We start from the raw sequence: 13,501 nt of genomic DNA on the forward strand, positions 1-13,501 counted from the left end.
TTATCAATTTAAGACATTTGGAGATGAATGGGTCTCAGGTGTCGATTTAAGCTGCCCAAAGTGGTGATGTGCTCGTTGTATTTGTTCGAGCTCAAGCATCCAATGCGAACTTCTTTGAGCACTGCAAAAAGCTATTAAGTGATTGAGTAAATCTTCACTCTGTTTTTCAAGCAGTAAATGGGTTCTTTGTATGAGACTGGTATTTTCAAGGGAGATGAATTGCAAGAGCGCATAAGATTGATTCAAGGTATCGAAAGCTTGTTGCTGTTGACCTAATCGATTCAATAGTTCTGATTGAGCAACACTCGCGTCTCTAAGACCTGCAAGTAGGCAAGCGAATTGACAAGGTTTGATGTTGCTTTCAAAAGCGGCTTCTTGAATGTGGTTTGGGAGGTGACTTAAAACATCATGATACAGGCGTTGAGCTTCAGGCCAGTGACCCTGTTCCATTAACTGTTCTGCTTTTAAATAATACATCCAGCACTGTTCAAGTTCCATGTTCCCATCTCCTTTCTATAAGATGCTGGGATGTTAATGATATTTATTATCAATTGCAAATTAAAATCATTTAGTTTAGCGAGGGATCGTAATCAAAATGGACGTAGCTAATTGATATAAAGTATGAATAGATAATTGATACAAAGTGCGAATAGATGATTGATATAAAGTACGAATAGAGTGCAAAAGCGGGTAGAAGGTTTTAGGCGTAAAATAGAGAAAACTCGATAGATTTGTATGTTATTTGCTCACTTGAACCATGATGTTGCGTAAGTCACTAAAAGTATTGAGAATTGCATCTACACTGATTTTATCTACACCCAAAATAATAAAGGACTAAGGAGGCGGCGATGGCGATTCAAAGACTCAATATAGAGCAGCTCTATCAAGCAGCTGATCTCGAAAAGCTACCCTGTAAGTCGACCAAAGAACTGGCTCCCATTGATGAGATAGTTGGGCAAGAACGTGCACAAAAGGCCGTTGAATTTGCTATGTCAATTAAGGAAAAGGGTTACAACATTTACGCGATAGGTCGAAATGGTTTAGGAAAAAGAACCATGATCTTGCGTTATTTAAACCGTCACCCACATGAAGCTAACGAACTTTATGATTGGTGTTATGTAGCCAATTTTGAAGATATTCGAACCCCGAAGGTACTCAAACTACCATGCGGAGTGGGCAGTAGCTTAAAGAATGATATTGAAAAGCTAATGACTAAGCTGCTAAAAGCGATGCCATTAGCGTTTGATAATGAAATGTACTTTGGTCGAGCGGATAAGCTGAAAAACCAATTAGCGAGCAAGCAACAAGCTGCCCTCGCGGCGATCAGCCAAGAAGCTCAAGAGAAAGGCGTCAATCTAACGATTACTACGCAAGGTGATTACCAATTCGTCGCCATGAATGGTGAAGAGCTTCATACTGAGGAAAGTTTTGATCTACTTTCACCAGAAGACCAAGCTCAGTTTGATAAAACCATTGATGCGTTGGAAGTTGGTTTACGCACGATCTCTCGTGACTTAACCGAACTTGAAGAAACGTATACTGAAAAAATTGAAAAGCTTAATGATGACACCACTCGTGATGTGATCACGCATTTCATCAAGCAACTGAAGAAAGATTATAACCAGTACCCTGAAATCAAAAAGTACCTGACTGATCTACAAAAAGACATCGTTGAAAATGCCGATATTTTCTTAGAAGAAAGTAATGAACAAGCTGAAATAGCGACAGCTTCGCTCGATAAGAAAATGCCTCGTCGTTATAAAGTGAATGTCATTGTTAACCAAAAAGAGAACAAGTTTCCGATAGTGGTGGAAGAAAATCCTAACTATCACTCTCTGTTTGGTTATGTAGAAACGGCAACATTTAAAGGCACTGTATTTACGGATTTCTCTCTGATTCGAGCAGGCAGCTTACACCGAGCGAATGGCGGTGTATTGCTTATGGATGCGGTGAAAGTTCTCGAACAGCCTTATGTATGGGATGGTCTAAAGCGAGCCTTGCGTTCACGCCAATTAAGCCTCACTTCTTTAGAGAAAGAGGTCACCCTGACAGGTGCTGTGTCGCTTGATCCTGAACCGATCCCACTGGATGTGAAAATCATCTTGTTTGGTGATTACCGTACGTATCAACTGCTGCAACATTACGATGCAGAGTTCGCAGAATTGTTCCGTGTTACCGCTGATTTTGAAGATGAAATGAAGCGTTCTCCTGATTCAGAAATGCACTACGCACGCTTTATTTCAAGCATAGTGCATGACAATGGCATGCTGCATTGTGACCGAAAAGCAATTGGTCGCATTATTGAGCACAGCTCTCGTCAGGCAGGGGATCAAGGTAAGTTATCTCTTCATTCTGCGCACACGGCGAACTTGTTGCGAGAATCCAACTACGTGGCGAAAAGCTCAAAGTCGAATCTGATCCGAGCCAGCCATGTTGATCAAGCATTAGCGAATCAAAAAATGCGAGTTGGTCGCTTGCAAGACAGCGTGATGGAAACGTTCACCAACGGCACCACGCTCATCAGAACGGATGGTGAAGCGGTTGGGCAAGTGAACGCATTGTCAGTTCTCAGCACCAGTGACCATATGTTTGGTGCGCCAAATCGCATTACAGCCACTACTGCCTATGGTGATGGTGAGGTAATTGATATTGAGAGAAATGTTGACCTTGGTGGCAGTATTCACTCAAAAGGTGTGATGATTCTTTCTGCTTATTTGTCTTCGGTGTTTGGTCGTACTGCCAAAGTGCCTTTAACCACCAACATTACCTTTGAGCAGTCTTATGGCGGGGTTGACGGAGACAGTGCCAGCATGGCGGAATTCTGTGCCGTTGTATCTGCATTTTCTAAGCAGCCTAACCGTCAGGATATTGCAATTACAGGTTCAATGAACCAGTTTGGCGAATCACAACCTATCGGTGGTGTGAACGAGAAAATTGAAGGGTTCTTTGATGTTTGTGAAATCAAAGGTCGAACTAATGAGCAAGGGGTGATCATCCCGCGTTCTAATGCGCATAACTTAATGCTTCGCTCAGATATCGTTAAAGCGGTTGAAAAGGGTGAGTTTAATATATGGGCGATTGACCACGTGACTGAAGCTATCGAGCTATTTACAGGTAAGGCAGCAGGAGAAGCCAGTGATGAAGGCAGCTACCCAATCAATACTATTTTTGGAATAGCTCAAGCTAAGTTGAATGCGTTACGTAAATAATAGTTCGACGTAAGTATCAACTTTACGAAAACCATGCAGTTGAGACATTAACAAACATAAGAACGAGTAATGACGTTTTTACTCTAAATAAACAGCAGCCATATGAAAGTATGGCTGCTTTATTTTTTACTGGGTGATAATGACTCAGAATATCGATTAAGAAGATTAGGTACAGAAGGGTGCCGCTAAGAGGATTGCGTTAAGGTTCTCGTTAACTCAGCTTCACGCAAGCTGAAACGTTCGCAAGCTGAAACTGTCATAAGCTAAAACATTCGCAAATTATGACTTCTGTAAATTACGACTGTCGTAAACGCAGTTTCGTCCCATCAAATTTTAAACGATTGAGAAGGCTCTTCACATTGGACTTACCAATGTCATCAAACTCAACGCCATATCTTGCATAGTGAGTCGATTTTTGAAGGTTGCACACTTTGCCCTTGAGCGGTGGAATGAGTGGTCCTTGATAATTTTCAGGCGTCACATCAATGGATATCTTCTCGTCGACTTGAAGTGTTTTAGTGGTCGGTGAGGTCACAATACGGCAACCGCATTTGGATAAGTCACGGATTTCACATCCAATGCGTGAGTTATTCATGATGACGTTGCCACCTAAATTCACTTCATAGCGAGTTTCTTTACGCAGTTGGGTCACTTGCATTGTGCTGGGTATCGAAATAACAAGCAGCGGGAAAGGGTCACCCACCTTGTGTTTTATCTGACTGCGGAAATGTATTAAAGCGCCTTCTCCTCGGTGAGAGAGGGCTCGAACGGTCATCCAAAAACCTTCTTGAAAAAAGAAGGCGAGATCGTCGTTTGATATTTTAGGTAATTCGATGATTACGCAGTTATCACTATGAGTACCAATGAAATTGGTCATGGTGAGGAATTTTGTACCAACAGGAGTAGTAACATTCAAAGTGAGTTCGCTGCCATGCTCGACCATCGAGAGGGCATCAGTACTGTTTAGTGTTGAAACTGTTTTATTGCGAGAGTCTGGATGCACCTCATTGCGTTCAACGTGTTTCTTTAGTGGTGCGTTCATTCCATGTTCCCTGTACGCCAACGTGTAACTTATAATTATTTTAGAATGCATGTGCCATTTACATGCACATAAACTATTTTATTAGTAAGGTTTAAAGAGTTCAATTTATTGTTGTGTTTACTATTAATTATTGACGAAGGTTGCGAATGAAGGCATTAAAATGGGATCTCGATCAAAGCCAAATGACTGTTCACTTAGAAGATGAATCGTTTGCTTTGATCAAATATCAACAAAATGGCGATGTATTGCACATCAATTCCACTCGTATTCCAGATGCTTTGCAAGGTAAAGGGTATGGGAAAGTGATGATGGAAACCATGCTGACTGAAGTAGATAAAAAAGGTTTATCTATAGTACCTGTGTGTTCTTATGTCGTGCATTACATGTCTAGAAACCCGCAATGGTCACATCTTTTGGCTGAGTAGTTCTTGGTCGACAGTTATTGTTAAGGTGGCTCTTGGTTAAGTAGCCCTTGGTTGAATGGCTGATAGTTCTTGGGTGATAAACTCTTGGCTAAATAGCTTTGGGTCACGCCAAGGTTTAAATGCCTCCTAGAAACAGAAAACAGGTTTAGTCGTTTGAATTTTACATATCAAGATATCGTTTCATCATTAGGCATCAATAAGGGTTTTACTGTTGAAGTGATTCAAGGTTTATGGGGCGGCTATGGAGAATTAGTGCGCTTGTCATTTTTGGATAAGCTGAATGTTCCGGCTCCGCCGAACCTCATCGTTAAACATGTTTCTTTACCGGATAAGTCAGAGCACCCTAAAGGTTGGAATACTCAGCGATCACATCTCAGGAAAGTACGTTCTTACCAAGTCGAAACGTCTTGGTATCAAGGCTATACGCAACAGTTCGATCAATATTGCCCAATGCCCCAAGGTTTACTTTGTAAGCAAACGGATAATGAATGGCTCATCGTGATGCAAGACTTAGCAGGCTTGGGCTTCCCTCATATTCATCAAACCGCCAATAAAATGCAGCGCAATGCGTGTTTAAAATGGTTGGCTAATTTTCATGCCAAGCATATTGGTGCTGAATCGAATGGCTTATGGGAAAGCGGCACCTATTGGCATTTGGATACTCGCCCAGATGAACTAGACGCCTTGCAAGATTTACCTTTGAAAGCTCAAGCAGAAACTATTGATCGAAAACTCAAACAAGCACCATTTCAAACCTTAGTGCATGGTGATGCTAAATTGGCTAATTTCTGCTTTAACCTGAAAGGTGACAAAGTGGCGGCTGTTGATTTTCAATATGTAGGGCATGGCTGTGCGATGAAAGATGTCGCTTTATTCATGAGCAGCGCAGTTGAACCTGAGCATTGTGATGCTAGGGAAAGTGAACTGTTAGAAAGCTATTTTGGTTATTTACAAGAAGCGCTTACTCGCTACCAACCTCATTTATCATTTTCTGAAGTAGAAGCAGCATGGAGACCTATGTTTTACGTCGCTTGGGCTGACTTTCATCGCTTTGTTAAAGGATGGAGCCCCAAACACTGGAAGATAAACCCATACACAGAGAGTTTGGCTGAGGCGGTAGTGAAACGGCTTGAAAGAGAGCAAGACGAGACAAATAGTGTGAGTTAAGCATTAGGGAGTTTGCTTTCAGCGGTCATGATCAATCATCGACCGCTGAAGTGTTTATAAGGCGTGGGGTGTCGTTTAATTTAGCTTATTTAGATGGGCGGATACGCGCTAGATAGTAAGTGTTCACAAACTCACCATCTCTGAAGGAGTTGTCTTTTGCTTCCCCTTCAATCTCAAAACCAAACTTTTTGTAAAGCGCAATTGCGCGTTCATTATCACAATGGGCTTCAATATGAATACGGTGAACATTGAGCCAATTGTCCGCAAGTTCTATCACAGTCTCTAATAACTTACTGCCAATACCCAGACCACTAAAGTCATCATGAACCCCCATACCAAAAGAAGCCATATGTTGATTTCGTGGTCTTTGGTTTTGCTGGAATCCAATATTACCGACAATCTTCCCCTCAACTTCAGCTACATAGCTGTATACGCCAGTGGGTATGTTGCTGAGCCGATCGATCCAGAGTTTTGGTGAAGAGTTTGGGAGTTGTAGGGTTTCTCGCTGCGCATTCGGTTGAGAATATAAATCGCAAAGACCTTGTGCATCTGAAACTTGCGCTGGGCGAATGATAACTTCCATACATGACTCCTTGTGTTTATTTAACGTAAGCGGAATACTCCCGCTAGCTCTTTGAAAAATAATCAATTATTAGATTCTCTAGATATAACCTATTTTCCCTAAACCGTTCAAGGTTAACTTGATGTTAATTTTTGATAAGCAGGAGTAAGATAGTTCAGTCATTTGCATGGGTACCGATATGCCAGAACAATCACAGAGTTGGAAGACTCCTCAAAACTTCTTAATTTTGATTTCTATTATTGTCCCGATAGCTTTTTCAAGTTGGATGGCATTGTTGAATAACTTTGTAATCGAAAAGGCGAACTTTGATGGTTCCGACATTGGGCTATTGCAAAGTGTGCGAGAGATTCCGGGTTTTCTCGCGTTTACCGTTGTGTTTGTCTTGCTGTTTATTCGTGAGCAACGGTTTATGTTGGTTTCTTTAGCAATGTTAACGGCAGGCACTGCTATTACGGGGCTATTTCCTTCTTTATTTGGCTTGTTAATGACGACATTATTGATGTCTACAGGCTTTCACTATTTTGAAACCCTTAAGCAATCCCTTTCATTACAGTGGCTAAATAAACAAGAAGCCCCAGAAATGCTAGGTAAAATGATTTCAGTGGGTGCTCTTGCCTCATTAATCACCTATGGCTCAATATGGTTGATGTTGGAGCAATTCCAACTCGAATTTAAATGGGTATACGGCATTACTGGTGGGGTTGGTTTTATTCTGGTGATGGTCATGGCTTTCTCATTTCCTGAGTTCCAAACGAAAACCCAGCAACATAAGAAGTTGATTCTGAGAAAGCGTTACTGGCTGTATTACGCCTTAACTTTTATGAGTGGGGCAAGAAGGCAGATCTTCACTGTTTTCGCGGGTTTCTTGATGGTAGAAAAGTTTGGTTATTCTGCTGCCGACATTACATTGCTCTTTTTAATTAATTACTTATTTAACTTCTTGTTTGCCAAGCGTATAGGTAAGTTTATTGGCATTGTGGGCGAAAGAAAGGCGCTGACATTTGAATACATCGGCCTAATTTTTGTATTCGTGGGCTATGCACTCGTTGAAACCGCGGAATGGGCGGCAGCGCTTTATGTGGTTGATCACCTTTTCTTCGCTCTAGCATTGGCGATTAAAACCTACTTCCAGAAAATTGCAGACCCAGCCGATATGGCTTCAACTGCCGGTGTGGCATTCACCATCAACCATATTGCTGCGGTGATCATTCCCGTTACCTTTGGTGTGATTTGGTTAGTCTCGCCATCAAGTGTTTTCTATATAGGCGCAGGCATGGCGGCTATTTCTTTGTTGTTGTCACGGAATATCCCAAGAAGACCAGAGGACGGTAACGAGGTGCGCTTCTTAAGCTGGCGCTAATACGCTAGTGGTTTTGGTGTGTTTCATGGAATCGCACTCGATGAGCCAGCTCAACATGAAATAAAACAGGGAGAAGTGATTATCGCTTCTCCCTGTTTTGTCTTAAGCCTCAGGTACATTCATTAGCTTCAGGTGTATTAATTGAGGTATGGCGTTACGAATGCCTACGCATGGTCACTTGGTTGAAATCAATCCAGCCATTGGCTAAGAGCTCTACAGGGTTAACGGTATCAGCTTGGTTGAGTTGTTGCTTTACATGGAAAATAGGTCGATATACACCAGAGCAGATAAGGTTCTTCTCTATTTCAATAAATGCACTTTGGCGTTGTTGCTTACTGTTCAAACTCCACAGTTTTTCTAGTTGCTCTGAACGCCACGCTTTTTGTTCTTCGGTTAAACAGGTTTCCAACGGAGGTGTGCTTAATAGCCAACTCATCCAACTACCGTTTGTATTATCACAAAATACCGCCCCTGAGATAATGATGTCTGCCTTTTGTAGGTTTTCCGTTAAACAAAAATCAGGGAATTCTAAGACTTGATATTCACAGGCAATGCCTTCTGAACTCAGCCATTCATAATAGTGCTTCGCCATTTTTATATGGTCAAAGAGTTGATAGGTTAGAATTTTTATAGGCTGCTTGGAATGCTTTAATCCATTTTCTAAGATTTGCGCGGCTTTACTTTTTGCAGACTTGGTTTTCGCAGATTTTTCTTTTTCAGATTTAGTATTCGCAGAGTGTGTACTCTTGGCGGATATTTGGTCGAGCAATGGTCGATCTATTTCTGTATTTTGCTCTGTTTCGAAGAGATCGCTTACTTGGTAAATCATTCCTGATGCTGGTCTGATTTCATCTTTAGATATGTCTTTGGATACCCCAATCAACTGCAATAATTCACTTAAATCCTGCCTATGTTTAATGCTGCTTAACCAAGGGTGGTTATGCGCATTGATTAAGGCGTATTCACAACCGGATTCCCACTGTTCAGACTCTTTAAATGTCAGGTTGGACGCTTCTTGATAGTGCGGATGCGAATGCACAATATCGCAGTGCATTTCATAATCTTTGGCTTTATCGCCGACATTCCACATTTCCACTGCATCTACCCAAGGGCGGTGTCCGTGATAATGTTTGAATGCCTCCAGACGGGTTAGCCATTTTGATTGTTCGACAAGTTGGAAGCTGCCACTTCCTATGATGTTTCCACCTGACATTTTTGTTATGCCAGCCGGTGTTGTTGAAAGAAGTGATTCTATATACCCAGTGTAGCTATTGGCTTCAAAAGAGAGGTGATATGGGCTGGTTACCTCGATATTTGAGATGCATTCAAATAAGTGCCGATTCGTGGTGTTTTCAGCCATAAGACGTTGGAAGTGGTGTTTGATGTCTTGCGCGAAAATGGGGGATCCGTCGTGAAAGAAAATACCCTTACGTAAGGTAAAGAACCAGCGGTTGTCTTCTCTGTACCAATGGATAGCAAGGTTGCCGTCAAACCTGTGATTTTCAGGGTTATAGCGAATAAGATTGCTGTATAAGTAACTGGCAATATGACTTTCAGTTCTTCGCGATATGCCAATAGAATCTAGGTTATGTGTGCCACGGTAGAAAGGGATTTGTAGAATATCCAAGGCATCTGGAGCTGGCTGATAGCGGCGAATATAACCAAGTAAGCAAAGGTCGCGTTTGTCTTCTTCAACAAATTCTAAAGCTTGGTCGACTTTGTTTTCAGCTAGCAAACTGTCAACGTGCTTCTCTATCACTTCGTTTACACATTTAATTAATGTGACCTTAGGTAAATTTCCACGACCAACTCCGGGCTTCCAGTCAATCCAACCTTCTTCAACTAGTTTTTTGATCAATAGCTGCGCGTTGCGTCTGGTGCATCCTAAAGATTCCGAAAATTTATCTAACGACATGTGAACGGGATGGTTCAAGGTCAGGTGAGTTCTAAAAAAGGCTAAGGCTTTCCAATAATACATAAAGGTGAAATTCCATTTTTATCTTTCTATTTTTCTTCATCTTTTAATCTTGATAATAGAGGCATCGGATTAATTTTAAAAGGAAAGAAAATGGAAGCTGATAATCGTGTCGCTTTGCACCCTTCAATATGGAAAAGCTCTCGCTTCGTCGTTTTATTCACCACTGCTTTTTTCGTTGCATTTGGCTCGAAGATATATGACTTAGCTTTGCCTTTATTGGTATATGAACTTACTCAATCTTCTCAGATGATGGGGTGGATGCGAGCTGTCGAGTTTCTGCCTAACTTGTTACTCGCACTGTTTATTGGGGTATGGGTGGATAGGTTCAATAAGAAGCACTGGTCTCAGTGCATGTTGATTGGACAAATGGTGGTGCTGGTTATGTCGTATCTAGCAGTTCACTGGTTGACTAACCCATTGTATGTTTTGTTTCCATGTGCATTTTTAATGATGGCATTTAACTATGGTTATCATAATGCTCGAATGGGAATGCTAAAAAACGCATTGCCACAACATTTACAGAATACTGCGACCGCAAGAATGAGTTCTCTCTATAACTTACTTGAGACGGTTGGCCCTGTGTTATCTGGTGGGCTACTTCTGCTTTCTGCCTTACACAATGTATTTCTGCTGGTGGCATTGTTGTATTTATTGGCTTTCTTTCAGTTGAATAAATTGGAATTTGAAGCGACGAAGCCCATTCAACACTCCTCTGTTTTAATGGCATTAAAAGAGGGCTGGCGTGTCTTGTACGCTAATAAAAATATGTGGCACATCACGTTGGTGGTTATGGTGATCAATACCACGGGCGCGGTTTTTTGGATTCAAGCTATATACTTCTCCAAGTCTGAGCTTGAATTAAGTCATATCGAAGTGGGCTACTTGATTGCGGCTTCTGGTATTGGTGGGTTAGTTGGTTCATTTACTGCTGATAAAGTAAGAAGGCGAATAGGGCTTGGCGTGTTATTAATTGTCTCTATTGCATTAGAAGCGCTGGGCTTTTTACTTCCAGCTTTACATAGCTTATTTTTTTCGGATGATTTGTTTCTCAATGGATATTTGCGTAATGGGCATTTAGAAAATGGGCAATGGGTATTAATGCTCTCCTTTTTATGGGTTAGTGCAGTCGGTATTTATAGCAGCATTTGTATTTGGAGTTATCGACAAGAAGCTTTTGAAGAGCAACATCTAGGGCGAGTCGCTGGGATCACAGGATCACTGTTTAAGCTCTTGATGCCATTTGGCTTAGCGGGTTCTGGGTATTTAGTGGCGGCTTATGGGGTGCATATTACGTTTGTACTTTGTTTTGCACTACAAGTGACAGCGGCGCTATGGCTAGCAACAACGAAGGTACGCGCTATCCGCTAATCATGAATGTAGGAGTAGGTATTCTCTTTTATGGAAAGAATGAAATGAGATAATGATATTTTGAGTAACGTTCAGCTTATAGAAAGCGAACGTTACTTAGTGTGCCGTTTACCCAACCTGACGGTTTTTATCGTAAATAAGCTTAAACTCGGTTATCGCCGCAGCTATAAGCAACGATCTGGCTTATTTCACTTAGGCTCCGCCCAGATTGCTGTTGCCACTCATTAAATGCTTTATTCGCGGCTTGGTGAGATCTTTTAGTATCTCGACCACTATCAATAATCCCTGTATTACGCAAATGAGACTCTACATCTGAACTGAGAATAAAAGTATCTTTTCCCATTTGGCGCAGGGTATATGCCCCGGTGTTTCCACCTAATCGTTTACCATTTTTCTTCAAGTACGCCCATAGTTCGGTAATATTTTCGTCTGGCCAATAAGCGACCATTTCCGAGAATGAATTCGCTTCACGTTTAGCGGCATTGATCATCATGGCATTGGCTGGAATGGTCATCACTTTAGTGAGGTGACGAATGATACGCGGATCTTGGGACTTTGTTTCCCACATTTCGTTAGGCAGCATGAGCATTTTTTCTATGTCGAAGTTGAAAAATACCTCTTCGAAATTGGGCCACTTCTTACGTACCACATTCCAAGAAATACCGCACTGGAACACCTTCTCAGTGAAAGCGGCCAACCAGCGGTCGTCAGAAATGTTCGCTACATCGTCAGCGTTCAGTGGCTTGTAGATGAGTTGTTCGAGTAATTCTGTTCCACCTTTACGATGTGCGGCGCGTTCATAGATAGAATCAAATTTTTCTTGTGGCATGAGTATTCCAAGCAATGTGTCTATGCTGCTTAGTATTGGGGCATATTTAATAAAATCAAATTGTGATGTCTATCTGCTGTATTTTTAATCAATAGGTGGAGATGTGCTATGTTTAGTGGGATAGCGTTCATTTAGCAATATAAAACAAAGGGATAGGTTATGACGTTTGATTGGGTTGAATGGTTTGGCTACTTAGCATCACTGGTTGTTTTAGTGTCTTTGACAATGACATCCATAGTGAAGCTCAGAGTCATTAACTTTATTGGTTGTTTACTGTTTGCAGCGTTTGCTTACTTTATTGATTCATGGCCAACGATGCTGATGAACTTAGGTATTGCAGGGATCAATGTGCATTACCTTTACCAACTTAGAAAGGCAAATGAGACGTTTAAGTTAGTCGCCACTTCTGTAGATTCTGAATACTTCTCTCACTTTGTAGAAAGTAACCAAACTGATATAGAAAAACAGATTTCCGTAGAAGAGCTTAAAACCGCGAATACTTCATTTTACATGTTAAGGAATAACAGTATTGCAGGTGTTCTCGTGGGCGAAACGGATGAAAGCGGTTGTATGAATATCTTGCTTGATTTTGTCACCCCTGAATATCGAGATTTCAAACTAGGTCACTACTACTATTCGGCTCATCCAGAAGTGATGAAAGCGCGAGGTATCATCACTTTACAAGCGATGGCTGCGAATGAAGATCACCGACGCTATTTAGAAACGGTGGGCTTCTCGTCTGATGTTACAGCAGACGGAGAAAAAGTTTTCATTAGAGTACTTTAGTGGCTGTGGAGTGGCATTATGAAGTGATGCTGCGACTAGTAACCATAAAATTGTGAGGTTAGAGTTTATTCCTTAGTATCAGAACCGGTAACAGTAATACACACTAGCAACTAAAATACAGACTCACCGTTTATATAAAGAGTAATTCAGAAATGAGTTGCTCTTTTTTATTGTTCAGGAAGTCGTGTAACTTTAAAAATATTGCTTATAAACAAAGTAATAATTAAAAATAATACTATCAATTAAAATATATGTTCGTTATCGATACCGATTAAATACACATTTGTTATGGTTATTGAGACCTGAATCACGAACAACGCAACCGGTTGCGCTTTCTGTTTTTAATTTGATCGTTTAAGATTAATACAACACTTTAAATACGATTATTAATAGATTGGAGAGCAAGATGAAAAAGATTTTATTGTGCTGCAGTGCCGGTATGTCTACGAGTATGTTAGTGAAGAAAATGCAAGAAGCCGCGGTTTCCAGAGAGGTGGAGTGCCATATAGAGGCGGTCTCAGTCAGTGCATTCGATGATTTGATCCAAGAATACGATGTATGCTTACTCGGTCCTCAAGTTCGATTCCAGAAAGATGAACTGCAAAAAATCGCTGATAGATATAACAAAAAAGTGGAGGCGATACCTGCAATGACTTATGGGATGATGAAGGGCGATGAAGCATTAACTCAAGCATTAGATCTTATACCTAATTAAGTAAAAGCTACACATTTAATACTGTCTCTTATACACATC

Annotated in this window: 12 protein-coding genes; 7 read left to right on the plus strand and 5 right to left on the minus strand. The window is 41.1% G+C overall.

The genetic code is table 11. The annotated features are described in order from the left end of the window. Positions 1–3 precede the first annotated feature (3 nt). Positions 4–498, minus strand: coding sequence for a hypothetical protein (locus F0226_RS04625; protein WP_171734541.1), 495 nt, complete (start codon positions 496–498; stop codon positions 4–6). A 350-nt stretch (positions 499–848) separates the two neighbouring features. On the opposite strand from F0226_RS04625, the gene F0226_RS04630 reads away from it, so the two are divergent. After that, positions 849–3,209 carry an ATP-binding protein gene (locus F0226_RS04630; RefSeq protein WP_171734542.1) on the plus strand — a complete coding sequence of 787 codons (2,361 nt, stop codon included), beginning with the start codon at positions 849–851 and terminating at the stop codon, positions 3,207–3,209. 295 nt (positions 3,210–3,504) lie between these two features. Here the strand turns inward: F0226_RS04630 and F0226_RS04635 are convergent, their stop codons facing one another. Beyond that, a complete protein-coding gene (locus F0226_RS04635; protein WP_171734543.1) occupies positions 3,505–4,251 on the minus strand; it encodes a flagellar brake protein in 747 nt (248 codons plus the stop codon). A gap of 146 nt (positions 4,252–4,397) precedes the next feature. Between F0226_RS04635 and F0226_RS04640 the strand changes: the two genes are divergently transcribed. Then, positions 4,398–4,676, plus strand: a complete 279-nt coding sequence (locus F0226_RS04640) for a GNAT family N-acetyltransferase (protein ID WP_171734544.1) — start codon at positions 4,398–4,400, stop codon at positions 4,674–4,676. 153 nt (positions 4,677–4,829) lie between these two features. After that, positions 4,830–5,843 (plus strand): phosphotransferase, encoded by a 1,014-nt coding sequence (locus tag F0226_RS04645; RefSeq protein ID WP_171734545.1) that lies wholly within the window; start codon positions 4,830–4,832, stop codon positions 5,841–5,843. An 85-nt stretch (positions 5,844–5,928) separates the two neighbouring features. Here the strand turns inward: F0226_RS04645 and F0226_RS04650 are convergent, their stop codons facing one another. Then, complete coding sequence (locus tag F0226_RS04650) at positions 5,929–6,426, minus strand: GNAT family N-acetyltransferase (protein WP_171734546.1); 498 nt, start codon at positions 6,424–6,426, stop codon at positions 5,929–5,931. 178 nt (positions 6,427–6,604) lie between these two features. Between F0226_RS04650 and F0226_RS04655 the strand changes: the two genes are divergently transcribed. After that, on the plus strand, positions 6,605–7,786 hold the full coding sequence (locus tag F0226_RS04655) for an MFS transporter (RefSeq protein ID WP_171734547.1): 1,182 nt from the start codon (positions 6,605–6,607) through the stop codon (positions 7,784–7,786). A gap of 154 nt (positions 7,787–7,940) precedes the next feature. On the opposite strand, the gene F0226_RS04660 is transcribed toward F0226_RS04655, so the two are convergent. Then, the gene (locus tag F0226_RS04660) at positions 7,941–9,764 is read right to left on the minus strand and encodes an SgrR family transcriptional regulator (RefSeq protein ID WP_171734548.1); all 1,824 of its coding nucleotides are present in this window, start codon (positions 9,762–9,764) and stop codon (positions 7,941–7,943) included. Positions 9,765–9,854: 90 nt separating this feature from the next. On the opposite strand from F0226_RS04660, the gene F0226_RS04665 reads away from it, so the two are divergent. Next, positions 9,855–11,132 carry an MFS transporter gene (locus tag F0226_RS04665; protein WP_171734549.1) on the plus strand — a complete coding sequence of 426 codons (1,278 nt, stop codon included), beginning with the start codon at positions 9,855–9,857 and terminating at the stop codon, positions 11,130–11,132. 142 nt (positions 11,133–11,274) lie between these two features. Here the strand turns inward: F0226_RS04665 and F0226_RS04670 are convergent, their stop codons facing one another. Further along, a complete protein-coding gene (locus tag F0226_RS04670; RefSeq protein ID WP_171734550.1) occupies positions 11,275–11,961 on the minus strand; it encodes a DNA-3-methyladenine glycosylase I in 687 nt (228 codons plus the stop codon). A gap of 159 nt (positions 11,962–12,120) precedes the next feature. Between F0226_RS04670 and F0226_RS04675 the strand changes: the two genes are divergently transcribed. Together F0226_RS04675 and F0226_RS04680 are read left to right on the plus strand one after the other, a co-directional pair. After that, positions 12,121–12,747: a hypothetical protein gene (locus F0226_RS04675; protein WP_171734551.1), complete on the plus strand. Its 627-nt coding sequence runs from the start codon at positions 12,121–12,123 to the stop codon at positions 12,745–12,747. Positions 12,748–13,153: 406 nt separating this feature from the next. Beyond that, on the plus strand, positions 13,154–13,462 hold the full coding sequence (locus F0226_RS04680) for a PTS sugar transporter subunit IIB (protein ID WP_171734552.1): 309 nt from the start codon (positions 13,154–13,156) through the stop codon (positions 13,460–13,462). Positions 13,463–13,501 lie beyond the last annotated feature (39 nt).

Origin of the sequence: Vibrio sp. 99-70-13A1, from assembly GCF_013114625.1 — a bacterium.
GTDB lineage: Bacteria > Pseudomonadota > Gammaproteobacteria > Enterobacterales > Vibrionaceae > Vibrio.